This is a genomic window from Haloterrigena sp. KLK7, from assembly GCF_037914945.1.
GTDB classification, from domain to species: Archaea; Halobacteriota; Halobacteria; order Halobacteriales; family Natrialbaceae; genus Haloterrigena; species Haloterrigena salinisoli.
The window spans coordinates 2,851,136-2,870,876 of record NZ_CP149787.1 but is presented as its reverse complement, the minus strand read 5'-3'; the positions used below and the strand labels follow the sequence as shown (position 1 = coordinate 2,870,876).

General features: G+C 65.9%; 21 protein-coding genes and 1 tRNA gene. 9 read left to right on the top strand and 13 right to left on the bottom strand.

The annotated features are described in order from the left end of the window. Window positions 1–19 precede the first annotated feature (19 nt). The 5 genes from WD430_RS14110 to WD430_RS14090 form a co-directional block, all read right to left on the bottom strand. Window positions 20–763, bottom strand: a complete 744-nt coding sequence (locus WD430_RS14110; RefSeq protein WP_339103066.1) for a beta-ketoacyl-ACP reductase — start codon at window positions 761–763, stop codon at window positions 20–22. Between the two features lie 141 nt (window positions 764–904). Continuing rightward, window positions 905–2,497 carry a class III poly(R)-hydroxyalkanoic acid synthase subunit PhaC gene (phaC, locus tag WD430_RS14105; protein WP_339103065.1) on the bottom strand — a complete coding sequence of 531 codons (1,593 nt, stop codon included), beginning with the start codon at window positions 2,495–2,497 and terminating at the stop codon, window positions 905–907. Further along, the gene (locus WD430_RS14100) at window positions 2,494–3,039 is read right to left on the bottom strand and encodes a poly(R)-hydroxyalkanoic acid synthase subunit PhaE (protein WP_339103064.1); all 546 of its coding nucleotides are present in this window, start codon (window positions 3,037–3,039) and stop codon (window positions 2,494–2,496) included. Before WD430_RS14100 ends, phaC begins: the two co-directional genes overlap by 4 nt. Before the next feature lie 50 nt (window positions 3,040–3,089). After that, complete coding sequence (locus tag WD430_RS14095) at window positions 3,090–3,575, bottom strand: hypothetical protein (RefSeq protein WP_339103063.1); 486 nt, start codon at window positions 3,573–3,575, stop codon at window positions 3,090–3,092. Next, window positions 3,572–3,892 carry an AbrB/MazE/SpoVT family DNA-binding domain-containing protein gene (locus tag WD430_RS14090; protein ID WP_339103062.1) on the bottom strand — a complete coding sequence of 107 codons (321 nt, stop codon included), beginning with the start codon at window positions 3,890–3,892 and terminating at the stop codon, window positions 3,572–3,574. Before WD430_RS14090 ends, WD430_RS14095 begins: the two co-directional genes overlap by 4 nt. Window positions 3,893–4,159: 267 nt before the next feature. Here WD430_RS14090 and WD430_RS14085 point away from each other — a divergent pair, with 267 nt between their 5' ends. The 7 genes from WD430_RS14085 (at window position 4,160) to cdd (ending at window position 12,217) form a co-directional block, all read left to right on the top strand. Continuing rightward, window positions 4,160–4,795 (top strand): MaoC/PaaZ C-terminal domain-containing protein, encoded by a 636-nt coding sequence (locus WD430_RS14085; protein WP_339103061.1) that lies wholly within the window; start codon window positions 4,160–4,162, stop codon window positions 4,793–4,795. A gap of 241 nt (window positions 4,796–5,036) precedes the next feature. Continuing rightward, the gene (locus tag WD430_RS14080; protein ID WP_339103060.1) at window positions 5,037–6,479 is read left to right on the top strand and encodes a phosphomannomutase; all 1,443 of its coding nucleotides are present in this window, start codon (window positions 5,037–5,039) and stop codon (window positions 6,477–6,479) included. 125 nt (window positions 6,480–6,604) lie between these two features. After that, on the top strand, window positions 6,605–7,657 hold the full coding sequence (locus WD430_RS14075; protein WP_339103059.1) for a BMP family protein: 1,053 nt from the start codon (window positions 6,605–6,607) through the stop codon (window positions 7,655–7,657). 3 nt (window positions 7,658–7,660) lie between these two features. Beyond that, window positions 7,661–9,394, top strand: coding sequence for an ABC transporter ATP-binding protein (locus WD430_RS14070; RefSeq protein ID WP_339103058.1), 1,734 nt, complete (start codon window positions 7,661–7,663; stop codon window positions 9,392–9,394). After that, window positions 9,391–10,638 carry an ABC transporter permease gene (locus WD430_RS14065; RefSeq protein ID WP_339103057.1) on the top strand — a complete coding sequence of 416 codons (1,248 nt, stop codon included), beginning with the start codon at window positions 9,391–9,393 and terminating at the stop codon, window positions 10,636–10,638. Before WD430_RS14070 ends, WD430_RS14065 begins: the two co-directional genes overlap by 4 nt. Further along, complete coding sequence (locus WD430_RS14060; protein WP_339103056.1) at window positions 10,631–11,740, top strand: ABC transporter permease; 1,110 nt, start codon at window positions 10,631–10,633, stop codon at window positions 11,738–11,740. The genes WD430_RS14065 and WD430_RS14060 overlap by 8 nt, the downstream gene beginning before the upstream one ends. Before the next feature lie 69 nt (window positions 11,741–11,809). Beyond that, window positions 11,810–12,217: a cytidine deaminase gene (gene cdd / locus WD430_RS14055; protein ID WP_339103055.1), complete on the top strand. Its 408-nt coding sequence runs from the start codon at window positions 11,810–11,812 to the stop codon at window positions 12,215–12,217. Between the two features lie 347 nt (window positions 12,218–12,564). On the opposite strand, the gene WD430_RS14050 is transcribed toward cdd, so the two are convergent. After that, window positions 12,565–13,095 carry a DUF488 domain-containing protein gene (locus tag WD430_RS14050; protein ID WP_339103054.1) on the bottom strand — a complete coding sequence of 177 codons (531 nt, stop codon included), beginning with the start codon at window positions 13,093–13,095 and terminating at the stop codon, window positions 12,565–12,567. A 58-nt stretch (window positions 13,096–13,153) separates the two neighbouring features. Here WD430_RS14050 and WD430_RS14045 point away from each other — a divergent pair, with 58 nt between their 5' ends. Next, complete coding sequence (locus WD430_RS14045) at window positions 13,154–13,996, top strand: nucleoside phosphorylase (protein WP_339103053.1); 843 nt, start codon at window positions 13,154–13,156, stop codon at window positions 13,994–13,996. Between the two features lie 48 nt (window positions 13,997–14,044). Here the strand turns inward: WD430_RS14045 and WD430_RS14040 are convergent, their stop codons facing one another. The 6 genes from WD430_RS14040 to WD430_RS14015 form a co-directional block, all read right to left on the bottom strand. After that, on the bottom strand, window positions 14,045–15,427 hold the full coding sequence (locus tag WD430_RS14040) for an APC family permease (protein WP_339103052.1): 1,383 nt from the start codon (window positions 15,425–15,427) through the stop codon (window positions 14,045–14,047). Window positions 15,428–15,585: 158 nt separating this feature from the next. After that, complete coding sequence (locus WD430_RS14035) at window positions 15,586–16,353, bottom strand: mechanosensitive ion channel domain-containing protein (protein WP_339103051.1); 768 nt, start codon at window positions 16,351–16,353, stop codon at window positions 15,586–15,588. 1 nt (window position 16,354) lies between these two features. Next, window positions 16,355–17,167 carry a diadenylate cyclase DacZ gene (gene dacZ, locus WD430_RS14030; RefSeq protein ID WP_339103050.1) on the bottom strand — a complete coding sequence of 271 codons (813 nt, stop codon included), beginning with the start codon at window positions 17,165–17,167 and terminating at the stop codon, window positions 16,355–16,357. 362 nt (window positions 17,168–17,529) lie between these two features. Then, window positions 17,530–17,766, bottom strand: coding sequence for a hypothetical protein (locus WD430_RS14025; protein ID WP_339103049.1), 237 nt, complete (start codon window positions 17,764–17,766; stop codon window positions 17,530–17,532). Between the two features lie 423 nt (window positions 17,767–18,189). Next, window positions 18,190–18,274 (bottom strand) — tRNA-Leu (locus tag WD430_RS14020). A gap of 46 nt (window positions 18,275–18,320) precedes the next feature. Then, complete coding sequence (locus tag WD430_RS14015) at window positions 18,321–18,494, bottom strand: hypothetical protein (protein ID WP_008894629.1); 174 nt, start codon at window positions 18,492–18,494, stop codon at window positions 18,321–18,323. A gap of 259 nt (window positions 18,495–18,753) precedes the next feature. Between WD430_RS14015 and WD430_RS14010 the strand changes: the two genes are divergently transcribed. Further along, window positions 18,754–19,062: a transcription initiation factor IIB family protein gene (locus WD430_RS14010; protein WP_339103048.1), complete on the top strand. Its 309-nt coding sequence runs from the start codon at window positions 18,754–18,756 to the stop codon at window positions 19,060–19,062. Between the two features lie 156 nt (window positions 19,063–19,218). On the opposite strand, the gene WD430_RS14005 is transcribed toward WD430_RS14010, so the two are convergent. After that, window positions 19,219–19,707 (bottom strand): phosphopantetheine adenylyltransferase, encoded by a 489-nt coding sequence (locus tag WD430_RS14005; protein ID WP_339103047.1) that lies wholly within the window; start codon window positions 19,705–19,707, stop codon window positions 19,219–19,221. Between the last annotated feature and the right edge of the window lie 34 nt (window positions 19,708–19,741).

The window sequence follows — 19,741 nt, the reverse complement described above, 5'->3', positions numbered from 1 at the left end:
GTGGGCTACGACCGCAGTATTACAGGTCCATCCCGCCGTTGACGTCGATCACCTCGCCGGTGACGTACGAGGAGTCCTCGCTGGCGAGGAACCGGACCACGGCCGCGATGTCCTCGACTTCGGCCAGTCGCTCGAGGGGAATCCCCGAGACGATCCGCTCTAAGACCTGATCCGGGACGGACTCGAGCATGTCCGTCCGGGTGAAACCGGGGGCGACGCAGTTGGCCGTCGAGCCGCCCTTGGCCAGCTCGAGGGCGATGGTTCGGGTGAAGCCGAACATGCCGCTCTTCGCGGCGGCGTAGTTGGCCTGGCCGAAGTTGCCCTGTTTGCCGACGACGCTCGAGATGTTGATCAGGCGCCCCTCGTGGGCGTTCCAGATGTCGTCGAAGAACTCCTGGGTACAGTTGAACATCCCGCCGAGATTGACGTCCATGACCCGGTCCCAGTCCTCCCGGGACATCTCGGTGAACTGCACGTCGGCCGTGATGCCGGCGTTGTTGACCAGCACGTCGGCCGGGCCGAACGCCTCGTGGCAGACCTCTCGCATGTGTACGACCTCCTCGCGGTCGGTGACGTCGGCCTGGGCCGCGACGGCGCTCCCGCCGGCGTCCTCGATCGCGTCGACCGCCTCTTCGGCGGCTCGTTCCGAGGATCGGTAGTTGATGACGACGTTCGCACCCTCTGCGCCGAGGTACTCCGCGATACCCCGTCCGATACCGCGTGCCGAGCCGGTGATGATACAGGTTCGCCCGTCCATGGACATGACTCACCGCTTCAACGGCCGCCGATAAATAACGACCTATTAGTTATCAGTACATACAACTGGAATAATGGTTCGCGGGCCGCTCGAGCGAAGACAGCGGTCTCGAGCGAGCCGCGAGCGTTCCCGACAGCCGATCCGGCGTTATCGACGTTCGGCCTGCTCGATCCAGTCTTCGATGCGACTGGGCGAGATCCCCGTTTCAGTGGCCAGTTCGGCGACGTCGGCGTCGGTCAACTGGTCGAACGTCTCGATGCCGGCCTCGGCCAGCGTATCCGCGTAGGCCTGTCCGATGCCGTCGAGGTCGGTCAGCTCGTCGGTCTCGGACTCGATCGCCGACTCGGCGTCGACGTCCTCGTCGGTGACTTCCCCGACGACCTCCTCGTCGACGTTCATCTCGCCCGGTTCGGCGGGCTCTTCCTGAATGTCGTCCTCGCCGCGTTCGACGATCTCCTCGTCCGACCGATCCTCGCCGTGGAGGTCGCTCGTCTCGTCGTCGAGATCGGTCTCGGCGCTGGCCTCGACGTCCCCCTCGAGACCGGATCCGTCCGAGAGATCCGCGGTCCCTGACTCGTCGCCCGCGACGTCCTCGGCGAGCGCGGCGTCTTCCGTCTCGGGTTCGGGGGTCTCGGGTTCGGACTCGACGTCGGTACCGTTCGACCGCTCCTCGAACCACTCGCTGACCTGCGGCCAGAGCTCCTCGTGACTGCGCGAGGAGACCGACATCCCGATGTGGCCCGTCGCGAACTCGAGGACCTCGGTGTCGTCGGAGCCGATGACCTCGTTGAACGGCTTGGAGGCTCCCGGCGGGATGAGGTGGTCGTACTCCGCGACGATCTGGAGGACGGGCATGTCGATGTTGGAGACGTCGACGCGCTCGTCGCCCAGATAGAGCTCGTTGTTGTAGAGCTTGTTGTCCTGGTAGATGTCGCGGATGAACTCCTCGTAGGCCTCGCCCGCGACGTCGATCCCCTCGTCGAGCCAGCGCTCCATCCGGGCGAAGTTCTCGACGAAGTCCTCGTCCTCCATGTTGTCGTAGAAGCGGACGTACTTCGTCACGTTGTTCGCGACGGGATCCATCAGCGCGAAGCCGACGTCCAAGAACTCGGCGGGGACGTTGTCGAAGGTCTCGGTGACCGTCTCGGGGTCGTAGAACTCCTCGCCGCCCCAGAGTTCGAGGACGCCGCCCTCGCCCGCGAAGCAGAGGCCGGCGGCCATCAGGCCGAGGTTCTTGACCTTCTCGGGGTACAGCGAGGCGTACATGGCCGACTTCGTGCCGCCCATGCAGTAGCCCAGAATGTTGATCGAGTCCTGCCCGGAGCGCTCGCGGACGACGTCGACGCAGTTGTCGATGTAGCGGTTGACGTAGTCGTCCAGCGACAGCGAGCGGTCCAGCTTCGAGGGCTCGCCCCAGTCGATCAGGTAGACGTCGAAGCCGGACTCGAGCAGCGTCCGGACCACGGATCGGTCCGGCTGCAGATCGAGGATGTACGGCTTGTTGATCAGCGCGTAGACGATGAGGATCGGCACGTCGTGTTGCTCCTCCGTCTGGGATTCGTAGTGGAGGAGTTCGAGCTTGTTCTCCTCGTAGACGACCTCGCTGGGCGTCTGGCCGACTTCGATGTTCTCGACGGTTTCGGTGCGGTCCGGGGCGACCTGACTCTTCTCCGCCAGATCCGCGGTCGCCTCCCAGGCCTGACGCTGCATGTTCAGGGCGGTCGCGAACGGGTTGTTCATTGCTCCTCGAGGTGGTCGAGAACGCGGTCGAGTTTCTGTTCGACGTCGTGCTGGCGGCGCTCGAGTTCGACCAGTCGGTCGCCGACTTCGACGACGTCCTCCTGGGTCGCGAAGCCGAGCGTCCGCAGGGTCTCTTGGGAGGTCTCCTCGGCCTGCTGTTGCATCTCGAGGACGTCACCGACGGTCTCGCCGGTCATCCGGGCGAAGGCGGTCGTCGACATGACGTCCTTGAACGCCTCGTTGGCCGTGTTCAGCCAGATGTCTCGGAACTCCTCGACGTCGACGTCCTCGCCCTCGAGCTGGTCGTTCGCTCGCTCGACCATCTGTTGGGAGGCGTTCATCCACGTCTCGTAGGCCTTGGCGTAGCCTTCGACGCCGTCGGAGACCTCGTTCTCCTCGGTGGCCTCGCCGACGGCCTCCGACCAGCTCTCGACGAACTGGGCTTGGGCCTCCATGTTCTCCTCTAACGCCTCCACGAACTGTTCGTTCCACTGTTCGACGACGTCGTTCCACTCCTGGGACTGGGACTGTGAATCTGCCATTGGAATAATATTAGCGAGCCAACCGCAAAAGGCTGCGGCTGATTTGCGCGTTACGCGGAGATGTCGATCTCTTCGGCGGCCTCTTCGACGTTCTCGGCGGCGGCGGAGACGTTCTCCTCGACCTGCTCGTGGGCCTCGAGGTAGGCGTCGAAGGAGGTGTCGACGACCTCGGCGTAGCTGGCTGCGAACTCGTCGTAGGCGGCCTCGGACTCCTCGATGGCCTCGACGACGGCCTCGAGCGACTGGGACTGCGCCTCGGTCGCGGAGTCGAAGCCTTCGTCGACGATCTCGCGGAGTTCGTCGAACTCGGCGGCCTCCTCGGGCAGCGAGGCCTCGAGGGCGTCGAAGTAGGCGTGGACGGCGCCCTTGGTCAGTTCGGCGTTGGACTCGAACAGCGCGCTCGAGGACTCGACGGCGTCGCCGAAGGCGCCGATCGAGGTCTTCTGGGCCTCGAGGGCGTCGTGGGTGAGAGTCTGGGACTGTTCGATGGCGGTACGCTGGGCGTCGAAGACGGCGGTGACTGGGTTCTGGGTCATGATTGATCCTCTCGGTTTCGTTTGACGGGGACGACGACGGTCTGAACGATATCGCCCTCTTCGATGTCGAGGGCTTCCCGTTCTGGACCGGGAATACTGATCCGACCGCCGCTCTGGACGCGGGCCTTGAACGTCGCGGTCCCCATGTTCATGGGGCCGAAACTCGAGCCCGTATCGAACGGGTTCGAGCCGCTGGCCTGCATCATCTTCTTCAGCATCTCCTGCTGGGATTCGGCGACCTGCTCGCCCGCCTCCTGCATCTGTTCGGTGAACATCGCAGGCGGGAACCAGAGCGATCGATCGGAGTCGTCCGTCATCACCTGTATCAACGGGCGCTCACCACATAAGGGTTTCCACTAGATACCATCTAATACCATCTGATGGCATATTGTCGAAGCGGCGATTGCAGCGCGGCGTTCGTATCACTGGCTGTTATCAGTAATGAATTCCTGTCTATCGGTTGTACTGACGGCAATTCAAGCCACAGAGCCCCTCTAATTATAAATTACTAGCAGTAGCGCTCGGAAACGTCTCGTTCTCGAGCCAAAGAAGTCATAACGCCCACACGCTTACCGGCCCCATAGATGTCCCACCAGAACGCTGCGAAACGGAATCTCGCTGCCATGACCGATGCCTGGTCGGCGATGACTCAGACTCTCCTCGAGAGCGCGACCGCCGCGAATCGAGCGGCCATCTCGGCGATGGTGCCGCCGACCGCGTCGAACGGGTCGGAGAGCGAGACGGTTCCCGCGTCGATTCCGTCGATCGACCACTCGAGTCTCGACTGGCAGTTCGACCGAACCGTCGACGATCCGGCCCACATCAGCGTCGGCGACACCGTCACCTTCGAGAAGGTCCTCAGCGACGAGGACGTCCGCGCGTTCGCCCACGTCAGCGGCGACACGAACCGGCTTCACCTCGACGACGAGTTCGCCGCCGACACCCGCTTCGGCGAACGGATCGTCCACGGCACGCTCGTTTCCGGCCTCATCAGCGCCGCGCTGGCCCGCCTGCCCGGACTCACCATCTACCTCTCGCAGGACCTCGAGTTCAGCGGCCCCGTCGGGATCGGCGACCGCGTCTCCGCCCGCGTCGAGATCGTCGAGGACCTCGGGAACAATCAGTACCGCCTCGAGACGGTCATCCGCAACGAGGACGACGACGCGACCGTCATCAACGGCGAGGCCGTCGTCCTGATCGACGATCTCCCCGAGGAGTAGTCTCGAGCCCGAAATCGAACCGTTCGACCGTCCGGCCATTCGACCGTCCGACTGTCGGCCGACCGGTCGCGCGCCGACTGCCGGTCCGCGAGGATCAGTAGCACCCGCCAGCCGCTCTGATCCGGTTTCCCCCGCCGTTTTCGCAGTTCTCACAGTCCCTTCCGACCGGCACGGAGCCGCCGTCGGGCCGTCCGAACGCGTGTGCAGTGCTGCTAAGTAGTTCCTCGCGGAACGGCCCCACATGACGCTATTCGGGACTGCCGGGATCCGCGGTCCAGTCGAGGAGATCACCCCGTCGCTGGCGCTTTCCGTCGCGCAGGCCGCCGGCGAGCCCGGGACCACGTTCGTCGTGGGTCGCGACGGCCGGGAAACCGGGCCCGCGCTCGCCGCCGCCGTCGAAGCCGGCCTCGAGAGCGCCGGCGCGGACGTCTATCGCCTCGGGCAGGTACCGACGCCGACGCTGGCCTTCGCCTCGCGCGGCCGACGGGGCGTGATGCTCACCGCGAGCCACAATCCGCCCGCGGACAACGGCATCAAACTCTTCGCCGACGGCGTCGAGTACGATAGCGACGCCGAACGCGCTATCGACGACCGACTCGCGGACGGTTCCTCGCCTGCGCTCGCCGACTGGGACGAGTGGGGTCGCTCGGCCGAACTCGAGATTCTGGATCGGTATCGCGACGCCGTCATCGAGTTCGTCCGCGACCGCTTCGGCGATGCGGGGGACGCGACCGCGTCTCCGGGACCGCTCGCCGACCTCTCGATCGCCGTCGACTGCGGCAACGGGATGGCGTCGCTGGCGACCCCGCAGGTCCTCGAGCGTCTCGGCGCCGACGTCGTCGCGGTCAACGCCACCGTCGACGGCCACTTCGTCGCCCGCGAGAGCAAACCCACCCCCGAGACGCTCTCGGAGTTCAGCGAGTTCCTCGCGGAGAGTGGGACGTCACGCGCCGCGGAACGGCCGCGCGGCACTACCGCGAGGGACGGGGGCTTCGACCTCGGACTGGCCCACGACGGCGACGCCGACCGGCTAGTCGTCCTCGGCCCCGAGGGCGACGTGATCCACGAAGATACGGTCCTCGCCGTCGTCGCGGCCCACTACGCCGAGGCGAGCGACGCCGACGACCCCGTCGTCGTCACCACGCCCAACGCCTCGGCCCGGATCGACGAGCAGGTTCGCGAGGCCGGCGGCCGCGTCGAACGCGTCCGCCTCGGCGCGCTCCACGAGGGGATCGCTCGAGAGCGCAAACACGGTGGTTCAGGGACCGAGATCGTCTTCGCCGCCGAGCCCTGGAAACACATCCACACCGCCTTCGGCGGCTGGATCGACGGCGTCGCCAGCGCCGCCGTCGTCGCCGCGCTGGTCGCCGAGGCCGGCGACACGGCGACCGTTCGCGAGCCCGTCACCGAGCGTCCCTACCGAAAGGTCAGCGTCGATTGCCCCGACGACGCCAAGGCCGACGCGATGGTCGCCCTCGAGTCCGCCCTCCCCCGGGCGTTCCCCGAGGCCGCGGTCGACACCGACTACGGCGTCCGCCTCGAGTTCGACGACGCCTCCTGGGTCCTCGTGCGCCCGAGCGGCACCGAACCCTACGTCCGAATTTACGCCGAGAGCGACGCCGTCGACGACCTGATCGCCGACGCGCGCGAGGTCGTCGAGGACGCGATCGCGGAGACCGCGTGAGCGACGGACCGACAGGCAGCGCCTCCGAACCGGAATAAGAGAGGCGATTTGGGAGCAGGCACACGGTCACGTGTCCGTGCGAGGATTCGACGGGTATTTACCGAATGTGTACGCTAACCCGCCTCATGGGTCAAGATCGACGGCGGTTCCTCGAAGGTGCAAGCGCGATCGGACTCGCCGGTATCGCCGGCTGCGTCGGCGGGTTCGGCGACGACGGTGACGCGGAGTATCAAGTCGGGATGGTGTACGCGACCGGCGGTCTCGGAGACGATTCGTTCAACGACATGGCGAAGCAGGGCCTCGAGGACGCCCGGGAAGAGTTCGACATCGCGTTCGACGAGCGAGAGCCCGAGTCCGAGGGCGAGTTCGACGGCGCGCAGCGCAACTTCGCCGAGTCGGGGGACTACGATCTGGTCAACTGTATCGGCTACGCACAGGGCGATGCCCTCTCCGGAAACGCGCCGGAGTACCCCGATCAGAACTTCATCATCGTCGACGAGGTCGTCGACGAGGACAACGTTCGAAGCTACGTCTTCGGCGAGCCGGAAGGGTCGTTCCAGGTCGGCCATCTGGCCGGACTGCTGACCCGGGAGGAGTTCTCGGCCGGCGCGGGCGAGACGAATCCGGACGCCGACGTCGTCGGCTTCGTCGGCGGCACCGAATCGCCGCTGATCGAGTCGTTCCAGGCCGGCTTCGAGGCCGGCGTCGAGCACGCCAACGAGAACGCCGAGGTCGTCTCGACGTACGTCGGCGACTTCGGCGACACCGCCGGCGGTCAGCAGGCCGCCCGCACGATGTACCAGGATCACGACGCGGACATCGTCTTCCACGCGGCCGGCCGAACCGGAATCGGCGTCTTCCAGGCGGCCCAGGACGAGGGGCGGTTCGCGATCGGCGTCGACGACGACCAGTCGATCTCCAACCCGGACTTCGCCGACGTCATCCTCGCGAGCATGGTCAAGCGCGTCGACACCGCCGTCTATTCCGCGATCGAGTCCGTCGTCAACGACGAGTTCGCGGGCGGCGAGACCGAAACGCTCGGCCTCGAGCAGGAGGGCGTCGGCGCCGTCTACGGCGACCAGATCGGCGGCGAGATCCCCCAGGAGATCAAAGACCAGGTCGACGAGTCCAGACAGCAGATCATCGACGGCGAAATCGAGGTCCCGAGCGAACTGTAACCGATGACCGAGTCGGGAACGGGTGCGACTGACGGGACGGAAGCGTCCGAGGCATCGAGAGCGAGCGCCGGTGTCCGAACGGCTGCCGCCGACCAGGAGAGTACGGGGAGCGACCTCGCCGTCCACCTCGACGGCATCACCAAGCGGTTCCCCGGCGTCGTCGCGAACGACGACGTCGACCTCCGCGTCGAACGGGGGACCGTCCACGCCCTGCTCGGAGAGAACGGTGCCGGGAAGACGACGCTGATGAACGTCCTCTACGGGCTCTACGAGCCCGAAGAGGGGCGGGTCGTCGTCGACGGCGAGGAGCGGTCGTTCGACGCTCCCCGCGACGCCATCGACGCCGGCGTCGGGATGATCCATCAGCACTTCATGCTGGTCGACACGATGACGGTCGCCGAGAACATCGCGCTGGGGAACGAACCGACGAAGTGGTTCGGGTTGGCAGTCGATCGCGACCGCATCTACCGCGAGGTCCGCGACCTCTGCGATCGCTACGGCTTCGACGTCGATCCCCACGCGACCGTCGAGGACGTAGGCGTCGGCGTCCAGCAGCGCGTCGAGATCCTCAAGGCGCTGTTCCGCGGTGCGGAGGTCCTCATCCTCGACGAGCCGACCGCCGTCCTCACGCCCCAGGAGGTCGAGGGACTCTACGACGTCCTCGAGGAACTCACCGCTCAGGGGAAGACGATCATCTTTATCACGCACAAACTCGAGGAGGCGACCCACGCGGCCGACGCGATCACCGTCCTCCGGGACGGGAAGTCCGTCGGAACGGTCGATCCCGAGCGGACGACGCGGGAGGACCTGGCCGAGCGCATGGTCGGTCGGGAGGTACTGCTCGAAGCGGAGTCCGAGCCGGTCGAGACGGGCGACGTCGTCCTCTCGACCGCGGACGTCGCCGTCGAGGACGAACGGGGCGTCGAGGTCGTCTCCGGGATCGATCTCGACGTTCGCGCCGGCGAGATCGTCGGGATCGCCGGCGTCGACGGCAACGGGCAGGCCGAACTGGTCGAGGCGATCACCGGCCTCAGAACGCCCGACGAGGGAACGATCTCCTACGACGGCGCCGACATCACGGAGTGGTCCCGCCGCGAGCGGATCGAGGCCGGGATGGCGTACATTCCGGAGGACCGCCACGAGCGGGGGCTCGTCATGCCGTTCGATCTCGTCGAGAACGGGGTCCTCGGAAGCCAGCGGTCGCCGGAGTTCGCCAGCGGCGGCCGGATCGACTGGCCCGGCGTCCGCGACCACGCCGAGGAGATCATCGAGACCTACGACGTTCGGCCGCCGAACGCCGATGCCGACGCCAGCTCGTTCTCCGGCGGGAACCAGCAGAAGTTCATCGTCGGCCGCGAGTTCGAGCGCGATCCGGACCTCGTCGTCGCGACCCACCCCACCCGGGGGGTCGACATCGGCTCGACGGAGTTCATCCACGATCGGCTGCTCGAGTTGCGCCGAGAGGGCGTCGCCGTGCTGCTCGTCTCCTCGAAACTCGACGAGGTCCAGTCGCTGTCGGATCGGTTGGCCGTCATCTACGAGGGCGAGTTCATCGACGTCACCGATCCGGACGACGTCACGGAGGAGGAACTCGGGCTGCTCATGGCCGGGCAGGAACTCGAGACCGACGGTCGCGGGAGCGGGCGCGGTGTCGACGCTCGCGCGACCGCTTCCGACGGCCCGGGTCCCGACCCCGACTGCGACGTCGATGGAAGCGACGGAGGTGACCGCCGATGAGCGACGCGACGGACCGCCTCGAGCGCCTCCTCGAACGGCTGATTCGGGCGTCGGCGCTCGAGCGAGTGTTCATCAGCGTCGCGGCGCTGGTGGCCGCCGTCCTCGTCGGCGGCGTGCTCGTGTTCGTCTCGGGCGGGTTCGCCTCCTGCCGGTCCGGTCTCGACCTCGCCGGCTGGACGTTCTGTTACAACCCGATGCAGGTCTACTACGAACTGTTCCTCGGGGCGCTGGGGCATCCGCTCGAGGGCGGCTGGAGTCCGACGAACGCCAGCCTCGCGACGACGCTCCAGCAGACGACGCTGCTGATCTTCGCGGGGCTGTCGGTCGCGGTCGCGTTCCGCGCCGGCCTGCTCAACATCGGGACGCAGGGCCAGCTGGTCGTCGGCGGGCTCGCGACGGCCGTGACGGTCGTCTACGCGGCGGCGATCGTCCCCGGCGGCTTCGTCGGGACGGTCGTGCTCATTCCGCTGGGCGTCCTCGCGGGCGCGGTCGTCGGCGGCCTCTACGGGGCGCTCCCGGGCGTTCTGAAGGCCTACGCCGACGCCAACGAGGTAATAACGACGATCATGCTCAACTTCGTCGCCGCCGGGGTCACGTCGACGATGCTCTCCCGGTGGTTCCAGGATCCCGATAGCCCCAATCCGCGGACGGAGCCGGTCCCCGAGTACGCCGAGATCCCGACGATCCCGTTCGTCGGCTTCGACGCCCGGCTGGACTTCTCGCTGCTCGCGCTGGGCTTCGCCGTCGCGCTCATGCTCGGCGTCGCCTGGCTGTTCGCCCGGACGTCGTTCGGCTACGAACTGCGGACCAGCGGCATCCAGCCGGCGGCGGCCGCCTACGGCGGCGTCGACGAGAAGCGCATGACCGTCGCCAGCATGACCCTCTCCGGGGCGCTGGGCGGGATCGCCGGCGCGTTCTGGGTCCTGATGGTCCACGGCAGTTGGCTCGAGAACGTGCCGTCGATCGGCTTCGACGGGATCGCTGTCTCGGTGCTCGCCGGCAACAATCCGCTGGGCGTCGGCGCGGCGGCGTTCCTGTTCGGCGTCGTCGAGAGCGGCGCGCGGACCGTCGGGACGGCGACCGACGTCCCGCGGGAACTGGTCGGTATCCTCACCGGTCTGATCATCCTGTTCGTCGCGATGCCGGAGTTCTTCCGCATGATCGGCCGGCGGTTCGTCGACCTCGAGACGACGCGGCCGGCCCGTGCGGACGGCGGCGAAACCGGAGGTGAGACCGATGAGTAAGGTAACCGAAACACACGAGACGAACGACTGGAGCAGCCCGTTCTCGCGTCGGACGACCGCGGGGCTACTTGTCACGCTCGCGGCACTGCTCGTCTGGATCGTCGCCGGAGTACTCTTCCCCGACTCGTGGGCCGGCGTGTTGCTCTCGATCGCGGCCAGTCCGAGCACCCACACGGCGATGCTCAGGCTCGCCGTCCCGATCGCACTCGCCGCGATCGGCGGCATCTTCGCCGAGAAGAGCGGCGTCATCAACATCGGGATCGAGGGGCTGTTGATCGTCTCGGCGTTCGGATCCATCGTCGCCGTCCACCGGCTCGGCGCCGGCGAAACGACGCTCGGACTGTCGAATCACTGGTGGGGCCTCCTCGCGGGGACGGTCGTCAGCGTGCTGTTCGCGCTGTTGTTCGCGATCGTCTGCATCGAGTTCGAGGCCGACCAGATCATCGCCGGACTCGCGGTCTGGCTCATCTCGCTGGGGCTCGCGCCGTTCGCCTCGCAGATCATCTTCGGGAGCCCGAACACCGCCAGCGTCGGTCGGTTCTCGAACGTGACGGTGCCGGTCCTCTCCGAGATCCCGTTCCTCGGCTACCTGCTGTTCGACGCCGAACCGCAGGTGTACATCATGCTCGCGGGCGCGGCCGTCGGCTGGTACCTGTTGACCCGAACGAACTTCGGGCGCTGGGTCGTCGCCAGCGGCGAGAACCCGAAGGCGCTGGACACCGCCGGCGTCGACGTCCGCAAGGTCCGGTACGCCGCCGTGTTGCTCTCGGGCGTCTTCGCCGGGCTCGGCGGCGCCGGCTTCGCGCTGGGCGACCTCGGGACGTTCGCCGGCGGCGGCGACACGGCGATCAACGGGCGCGGCTTCATCGCCATCGCGACCTACCTGCTCGCGAACTACCACCCCATCGGCGCCCTGCTCGGCTCGTTCCTCTTCGCGGGGCTCAACGCCGTCCAGAACGGCCTGCAGGCGGCCGGCTATGCAATCCCGACGGAACTCATCCGCGTGATTCCGCACATGACGGTCATCGTCGTCCTCGTGCTCGTCGGCCGAACCCGGCTGCCCGACGCGGCCGGCGAGCACTACGAGTCCGGCGAGGATTGACCGCACTGTCGTCCCTTCGGGAGCCGACGAGACAGTGCCTTCTTGCCGCCGCCTCGCACAGTAGGGTGTATGGCTGACTCCGAAGCCGAATCCTTGCTCGAGCGCGCGCGAGAAATCCAGTCGCAGGCTCACGTTCCCTACTCCGAGTACCCCGTCGGCGCCGCCCTCGAGACCGCCGACGGCGAGGTCTTCGTCGGCTGTAACTTAGAGAACGCCAACTTCAGCAACAGCCTCCACGCCGAGGAGGTCGCCGTCGCCGAGGCGGTCAAGAACGGTCACCGCGACTTTTCGCGGCTCGCGGTCAGCTCCGGCCGCCGCGACGGCGTCACCCCCTGCGGAATGTGTCGCCAGACGCTCGCCGAGTTCTGCGACGACGACCTCGTCGTCATCTGCGACGAGGGCGAGGACGAGGACCCCAGCGAGTACACGCTCGGGGAACTGTTGCCGAACACGATAACCGGAGAGATGCTCGAGTAGCGTGATTCACCGATCGCCCGTTTGGCGCGCTGCGTCACGGCGAACGGACGTGAGCCGTGACGTGACTCGCGAGGGATGAGCGAAGGAGTGGAGCGACTGAGCGAATCGGCTGGGGAGGGTGTGGCGATTCCCCGTTGCCACGATAGCGGGACGGGTCTCGATCTCCGCCGCTTCGATCGAAGGCCGGTCCGTTCGCGCTGCGACGTATCGGCCGATTCGAGCCTCGTGCAGATACGAAAAGTGACTCGACGAGTCGCTCGAACTGGCGACTGGGGGTTTCCGCTCCCACCGCACGCCGATTTCTCGGTCGCGTACTCCGTTCTCAGCAGCACGAGTCGGGCCGACGATCACGACGAGCGCCGATCCGAAAGCACGTCGCGAAGGATCGTCCGGTGACACCGCTTCTTCTCGGTGTTCTCGTAACAGACCAGCGCCAGCGACTCGCCGTCCTCGAGTCGCGATTCCAGCTCCTCGAGCGCCGCCTGCGCCCCCTCAGAGCCCTCGAGGTGCGCCCGATACGCGTCCTCGAAGCCGACCTCGTCCCACGCGGCGTTGTGCGCGCCCTCCTCGCAGAGTCCCTGCATCTTGAAGTCTTCCTCGCGCTGGCGGAACGTCTCGAGCAGGTCGGCCGGCGGCCCCAGTTCGGGCCGGTTCTCGTCGACGGCGCCGTGGAACCATCGCGTCGGTTTCCGGACGACGCCGACGCGGGTCGTCTCCGACGGTAGGTCGACCAGTTCGTGCTGGATCGCGGCGACGTAGGTGTCGTCGAGGCTTCCACTGGTCCCGTCGGCGCCGTCACTCCCGGTGACGCCGTCGCTTCCGGTGACGCCGTCGCTCTCGTCGGTCCCCGCGGGCTCGTGCTCGTCTGCGTCGGCCATACCCTCGCTACGGGCGCCCTGCAGTTATATACCGCGCCGGGTCGAACCGCTGGGCTGAATGACCGCCGACTCCGACGTGAGCGACAGCGAAGACCCGAACGCCGACGTCCAGTACCACCTCGAGGTCGGTCCCGAGGACGTGGCCGACACCGTGCTCCTGCCGGGGAACCCCGAGCGCCTCGAGAAGATCGTCGCGTTCTGGGACGACCACGAGATCGCGGCCCGCCACCGCGAGTACCGGACCGCGACGGGCACGTACGAGGACACGCCGATCTCGGTCACGTCGACGGGGATTGGCAGCCCCTCGGCGGCCATCGCCGTCGAGGAACTCGCTCGAGTCGGTTGTGACACCTTCGTCCGGGTCGGCTCCTGCGGGGCGATCCAGCCCGAGATGGACGTCGGCGACCTCGTCATCACGACGGGCGCGGTCCGCCAGGAGGGGACCAGCGACGAGTACGTCCGCGAGGACTACCCCGCCGCGGCCGACCAGGAGGTCGTCAGCGCCCTCGTCGCTGCGGCGGAACGACTGGGGTACGACTACCACACCGGCGTTACGATGAGCGCCGACTCCTTCTACGCGGGACAGGGCCGCCCCGGCTTCGAGGGGTTCGAGGCCGCGGGCTCCGAGACCCTCGTCGAGGACCTCACGGAGGCGAACGTGAAAAACATCGAGATGGAGGCCAGCGCGATCCTGACGCTGGCGAACCTCTACGGCCTCCGCGCGGGCGCGGTCTGTACCGTCTACGCGAACCGCGAGACCGGCGAGTTCCGCACGGAAGGCGAGTCCCGAGCCGCCGAGACCGCGACGCTCGCGACGCACCTGCTGGCGGAGATGGATCGCGTCAAACGCGAGGCCGGCGCCGACCGCTGGCACGCCGGGCTCTCGCTCGAGGACGCCTGAGCGGCTCAAACGTCCGGGACCGGGAATCGATCGGCGTCCGACCCGAACTCAGTCGGTCCCGGCTCGCTCGCTCTCGTGAAGTTGCGTCATCCGTCCTTCGAGATCGATATCTCGTTTTTCGAAGTACGCGATGCGGGCGCGATAGAAGACGTAGCCGAGCGCCATCCACCCGGCCAGAACCGCGACCATCACCGGCAGCTGAGTCGACACCAGAACCCACAGGAACACGGCGGAGACGATCGAGCCGGCGGCGGTGACCCTGAGCAGCCACGGCGGCAACTTGAACAGCGAGCGCTGGTAGCGATCCGGGTAGCTCTTCGGCAGGTTCCACAGCGCGACGCCGGCCACCGCCAGCCCGAACAGGATGGTCAGCGATAGTGCGACCGAGAGCGTGACGGTCCCCGGCGAGAACGGCGCGACGAGCAGCGGGGGGATCCCGAGGAGCAACACCGCGACGTACGGCGAGTCGTAGCGGTCGTGGATGCGGGCGATCGCCGACGGGATGATGTCGTCACGGCCGGCTCGCATCAGGAGCCTCGAATAGGCGGTATACGTCATGTTGATCGACGTGAGCGCCCCCATCGCGGCGGCGAGCAGGACGAGCGCCGTCAGCGCGTCCGGGAAGTTTTGCAGCGAGACCTCGGCGACGGCGGCTTCCATGCCGCCCAGCGCCTCGTAGTCGGTCGTTCCGATGAGGACGACGACGAGTCCGACCAGAAGCGAGAGGGAGATCGCGGCCGACAGCGTCAGCACGCGCGGAATGTTTTCGGCCGGGTTCTCCATCTCCTCACCGAGTTCGACGACGAGCCGAAAGCCCCGCAGCGGGAAGTACATCGAGACGATGGCGACGATGACTTCGCCACCGCCGTAGGGGAACAGGGGCGTGTAGTTCTCCGCGTCGACGATGAACGCGCCGGGAACGATGAACGCGCTCATCCCGACAACGATGAGAGAGACCATCATGAACTGGACGATGGCGACCATCTTGATCCCGAGGACGTTCAACACGATAAACGGGATCAGCAGTCCGTAGATCAGGGCGAGGTCGGGAATCGACGGAATGAACGCGATGTTGTCGGCGACGAACCCGGCGTACTCGGCGAAGCCCAGCCCGATGAACAACATGCCGGCCCAGACGCCCGGAATCGTGATCCACGGCAACAGGAATCCCCAGAACGGCCCGACGAGCCGGGAGGCGTACACGTAACTTCCCCCGGCGACCGGAATCGCACTCCCGAGCTGGAGCGACATGAGAATCCCGAAGGTCAACGGAATGAGCGCGAGCAACAGCGCGAAGATAATCCCCGGTCCGGCATCGCCCGCCAGCGGTCCCGGCAGTACGAACGCGCTGACGCCGATGACGTTACCGATGATCAGTACCGTTGCGCCGATCACGCCGACTTCCGTGTCGATTATTCCGTGTTCAGACATTGCCCGTTACTCACTGTGATAGTTCAACTCAATGCTGTGGGACGATAACAATGTTGTGGGTACCCTCCGAAACCGAAACTGATGGAAAATATATCTGCGACTCGACGTCGAACGTTGTGACTGAAACACCAGATATCGACCGGCTCCGCTCGAGAGGATCAGTCCCGCATCCGGACGATTCCGTTCTCGAATATCTTCCGGTTGGGCACGATGTACTCCTCGGAGTCGTCCTCGATCTTCGTGACGAAGAGGTCGACCTCCTGGACGATGCCCGTCTGGTCGCCGATCCGGACCTCGTCACCGATCCCGTAGGGCTGGTTGAGCAACAGGTAGATCCCCGCCGCGCTCGAGACGAGGAAGTCCTTGAATGCGACGGTGCCGACGATGACGATGCCGACGGCGTACACCGTCAGCAGGATCAGCAGGGCGACGACGTGGACGCCGACCTGCCCGAGCGCGATGATCAGCGTCACGTAGAGGACGCTGTACTTGACGAGTTTCGGAATCACGGAGACCTCGGGGAGCTTGACCCCTCGGAGGTACTCGCTGACGACCAGTTCGGCCTTGTCGGCGATGATGAAGCCGATGATGAGCACGAGGACGGCGATGAACAGCTGGGGAATAAAACTCGTCACCCGGAGCCAGAACGCCTCCGTGTCGAGCAACTGCGCGATGTGAATCGCCGTCAGCACGGCGATCCCGTAGATGAACCACGAACTCAGTCGCGCGACGATCTCGACCGTCGAGGTGCCGATCGACTGAGCGGTCCGCTCGAACGGCGTCCCCTCGACGGCCTCCGGGACGCCCGACGCCTGCAGGAGCTCCTCGTTGAGCCGCCCGACCAGATAGCCGACGACGAGGCCGAGCGCCAGCACCGCCGCGGCTATCACGGCCGGTTCGTTGATGAGCGTCTGCCACTCTACCATATCAGTACGCCTCCGGATCGACCTCCAGGATGAGCTCTCCGGCCTTGAACGCCCGGACGAGCCCATCGCTTTCCGAGAGCACGATCGTGATCGCGTTCGTATCTCGCGTGATCGCGCCCCCGGCCATGTGTCGGGCCCCCAATCCCTTCGGAATGTCGACACCTTCCGCGGACGGCTCGAGGTAGCGGTACGCCGAGACGATCTTGCCCGCGTCGGAGATGACGAACGCGCCGTCGAGCCGCGAGAACTCCTTCAGCATCACGTTCACGATCGGATCGCCGACGTGGACGTGGGACTTCTCGAAGGGGTTGTACGACAGCGGGCGGGACTTGTTCATCACCTTGCCCGCGTCGCCGACCACGAACAGCGCGCCGACGGGCTTGCCCTTCTGGCCCTTCTTGCCGAGTTCGATCGCCAACTCGAGGACGGCCTTGATCACCTCCGGCTCCGCGCGGGACTTGACGAACAGGTCGTAGATGCCCGTGTGCGTCTCGGCGTCGGCGCGAACCCGCGAGACCGTATCGATCTCGTCGCCGTAGAGACTCGTCGCACAGACCAGCTGATCGCCGTCCTCGATGAGGTCCTGTTCGATGGCGCCCTCGAGGCCGAACTTGATCCGCTCTTTGATGTCGTCGAACGCGAGGGGGAGTTCGACGAAGACGTCGGCGCCGACGGGGTTTTCCGTGCCGACGACGATAACGTCGAGGTCGTCGACGTCCGCGAATCGCTCGTAGTACGAGCCGCTTGGTGAAAAGAGGAGAACGGCATCGATGCTCGCATAGAGATCCCCGAACACGTCGTCTAACCCGGCCATTGCTCATACAAGTTGCTCCCGCGCGAATAAGCGTTATGGACCGTCTGACGCATGTCTGTCGCTTCGCTCTCGGTTCGGCCGGGTTCAAAAGACGGCCATCGCGGACTGCCACTCGATCCGGCGATCGGACGGCGAACCCGTCATTCGACGGTGTAACGTAGCGTTCGGTCCATTCTCAACCAGTGAAAGCCCGCTCTCGACGACGCCGAAATCGTTTTCGAACGGTCGCCGATCCGTGATTTCGGGCGACCGCTCGAGCGAGAATCAGTTCGCACTCGCGAGTACGGGTCGGTGTCGAACGACCACCGCTCCTCGTCGTCGGCTCGACGCAATCGGTGTGGCCCCACGCTCGCGACGAGCGTCTACTCCGTCAGCGGCAGAATGACCCCGAAGATCCACACCGAGAAGAACCCGATGACGAGGCCGCCGCCCTCCGCGAAGGTAAACAGCGTGTGTTCCCACGACGGAAGCGGTCCCATGAACATGTGGCCGAGGAGTTCGCCGCCCGCGCCCAGTGCTAAGAGTCCGACGCCGAGCAGGAATCCGCTCTTCGTGAGCATCGGGTAATCGAGGTCACCATATCGTCCCGTACGGCTCATAGCTAGTGTCGACACGCGGAGGATTATTACGGCTTCGAAACCCGTGACGTCGCGGTTCGGTGCTCGAGCGATATCGCTTCGGCTTGGGGCCGTCTTCGGTTGGGATTCTCGGAGGTACTCGAGGCTCCTGTCGGATTTCTTCTGTGATCAGTCAGAGGCGCGGCGCGAGACCGGATTCGAACAACGCGAAGACGTGCTCGCTCCCGTCGGTCGCTGCGCGCGTCTTCTCTCGTTCGAATCGGTCGGCGATTGCTGTCGCTCGCGGAGTTGCTCGCGACAGCAGCGCAAATCAGAGATTTGCTGGCCTGCGAATCTACGATTCGCAGACAATGCGCGGGACCGGATTCGAACCGGAGGAAACCTCACTACGTTCGGTTTCCAGGGTTCGAATCCGGCCTGCTCTTCGCTCACTGCGTTCGCTCATGCGCGGGACCGGATTCGAACCGGCGGACCCCTACGGGACAGCGTCCTAAGCGCTGCGCCGTTGGCCTAGCTTGGCTACCCGCGCTCACCCCCAGGTTTTCACGAATCGAGTAAGTACCTGTCGATACGCGCTACCGCTGTTTCACTGGCTCTTCGGGCGACCAGTCCGGCGGCACGATAAACGTCACGTGCTCCGAATCCCGGAGCTGGTGCAGCTCCGCCGCTTGTTCGGCCAGCGATCGATTCCGGTACGGCATCTCGAGGCCGCAGCCGGTACAGACGAGCTTGCAGGTTGGCTCTTTCATGGACGGGACGCAGCCGTGCAGCGAGACCGGACGAGCGTCTATTGTGACGGACGGAGACAACCCGGTTTAGTAGTCGTGTCCTAGTGAAAATACCAGAGAACAGCCATTTCGGCTACTCGTTCGTAGCTGAACGTTGTCCAGCGTAGCACCGGATTGGACGGTTCGTTCGGTACTCTTTCGCGCCAGCCGTCCGAATATGTACTCGTTTTCTGACGTGTCGTGCCGTACCTTTATGCGGGCTGCACCGATAGCCGGCCGTATGCACAGCGCGCGGGACCGGATCGAATACGAACCGTGGCTCGAGGAACTCGATCGGATCGCCGATCGACTGGAGCTATCGACCGAGGCGCGGTCGTGTGCGGTGGATCTCTTCCTGACTGACGTTCCCGAGGACGACCGATCGAAGCGAGCCGTCCTCGCGGCCAGCGTCTACGCCGGGTCGCTCGTCGCCGGCGAGGGCCGAACGCAGGGCGCCGTCGCCGACGCTGCGGACGTTTCGCGGCTCTCGATCCAGTCTCGCTGGAAGGACCTGCTCGAAACCGCGGGCCTCGAGCCGCCGCGGTGGTGACTCGACCGAGCCGACCGTTTCGACTGTTTCATCGGAATAGTCCCGTACTGCGCCGGCGTAAGTATACGCTACGAGAACGAAATTCGCGAGTCGAACGATCATCGCGCTGTCACCCGGTTCGCTCCCCGGCTGGGCCATCGGAACGATCCGCGACCGTCAGTTGGCTTCGGCCGCGTCGTCCCCTTCGTCGCGCACGTTTCCGTGTTCGTCGATCTCGCCTTCGACGATTCGGGTGCTCGAGATGATATCGCCGTCCTCCGCGCGGACGTGCGGCACGACGACGACCTCGAGGGGGTCGTGGCCGCGCTCCCGACGGATCTCGTTGATCCGCTCGCCGCCGTCTTTCGTCTCCGGCGAGACGACCAGATAGTCGAACTGCGGTTCGGTCGCGATGCCGGTCGGTTCCTCGAGACACCGCACCTCGAACTGCCGGTCGTGGTCCGCGGCGAACGACTCGAGCTCCGCCTCCAGCGCTTCCTTCCGTTCGTCGAACGATCTGACGCGGCGTTCGACGTGTCGTGTCTTCGGTGCGAGTTCGTCGCTCGTCAGTCCCACAGTCACGTCTCCGAGTTCGAACGCCCGTTCGAACAGCCGACGGTGGCCGTCGTGGACGGGGTCGAACGTCCCACCAAGCGCGACGTCCATACCCCATTCCACTGGCGCGGAGCGTATAAAACGG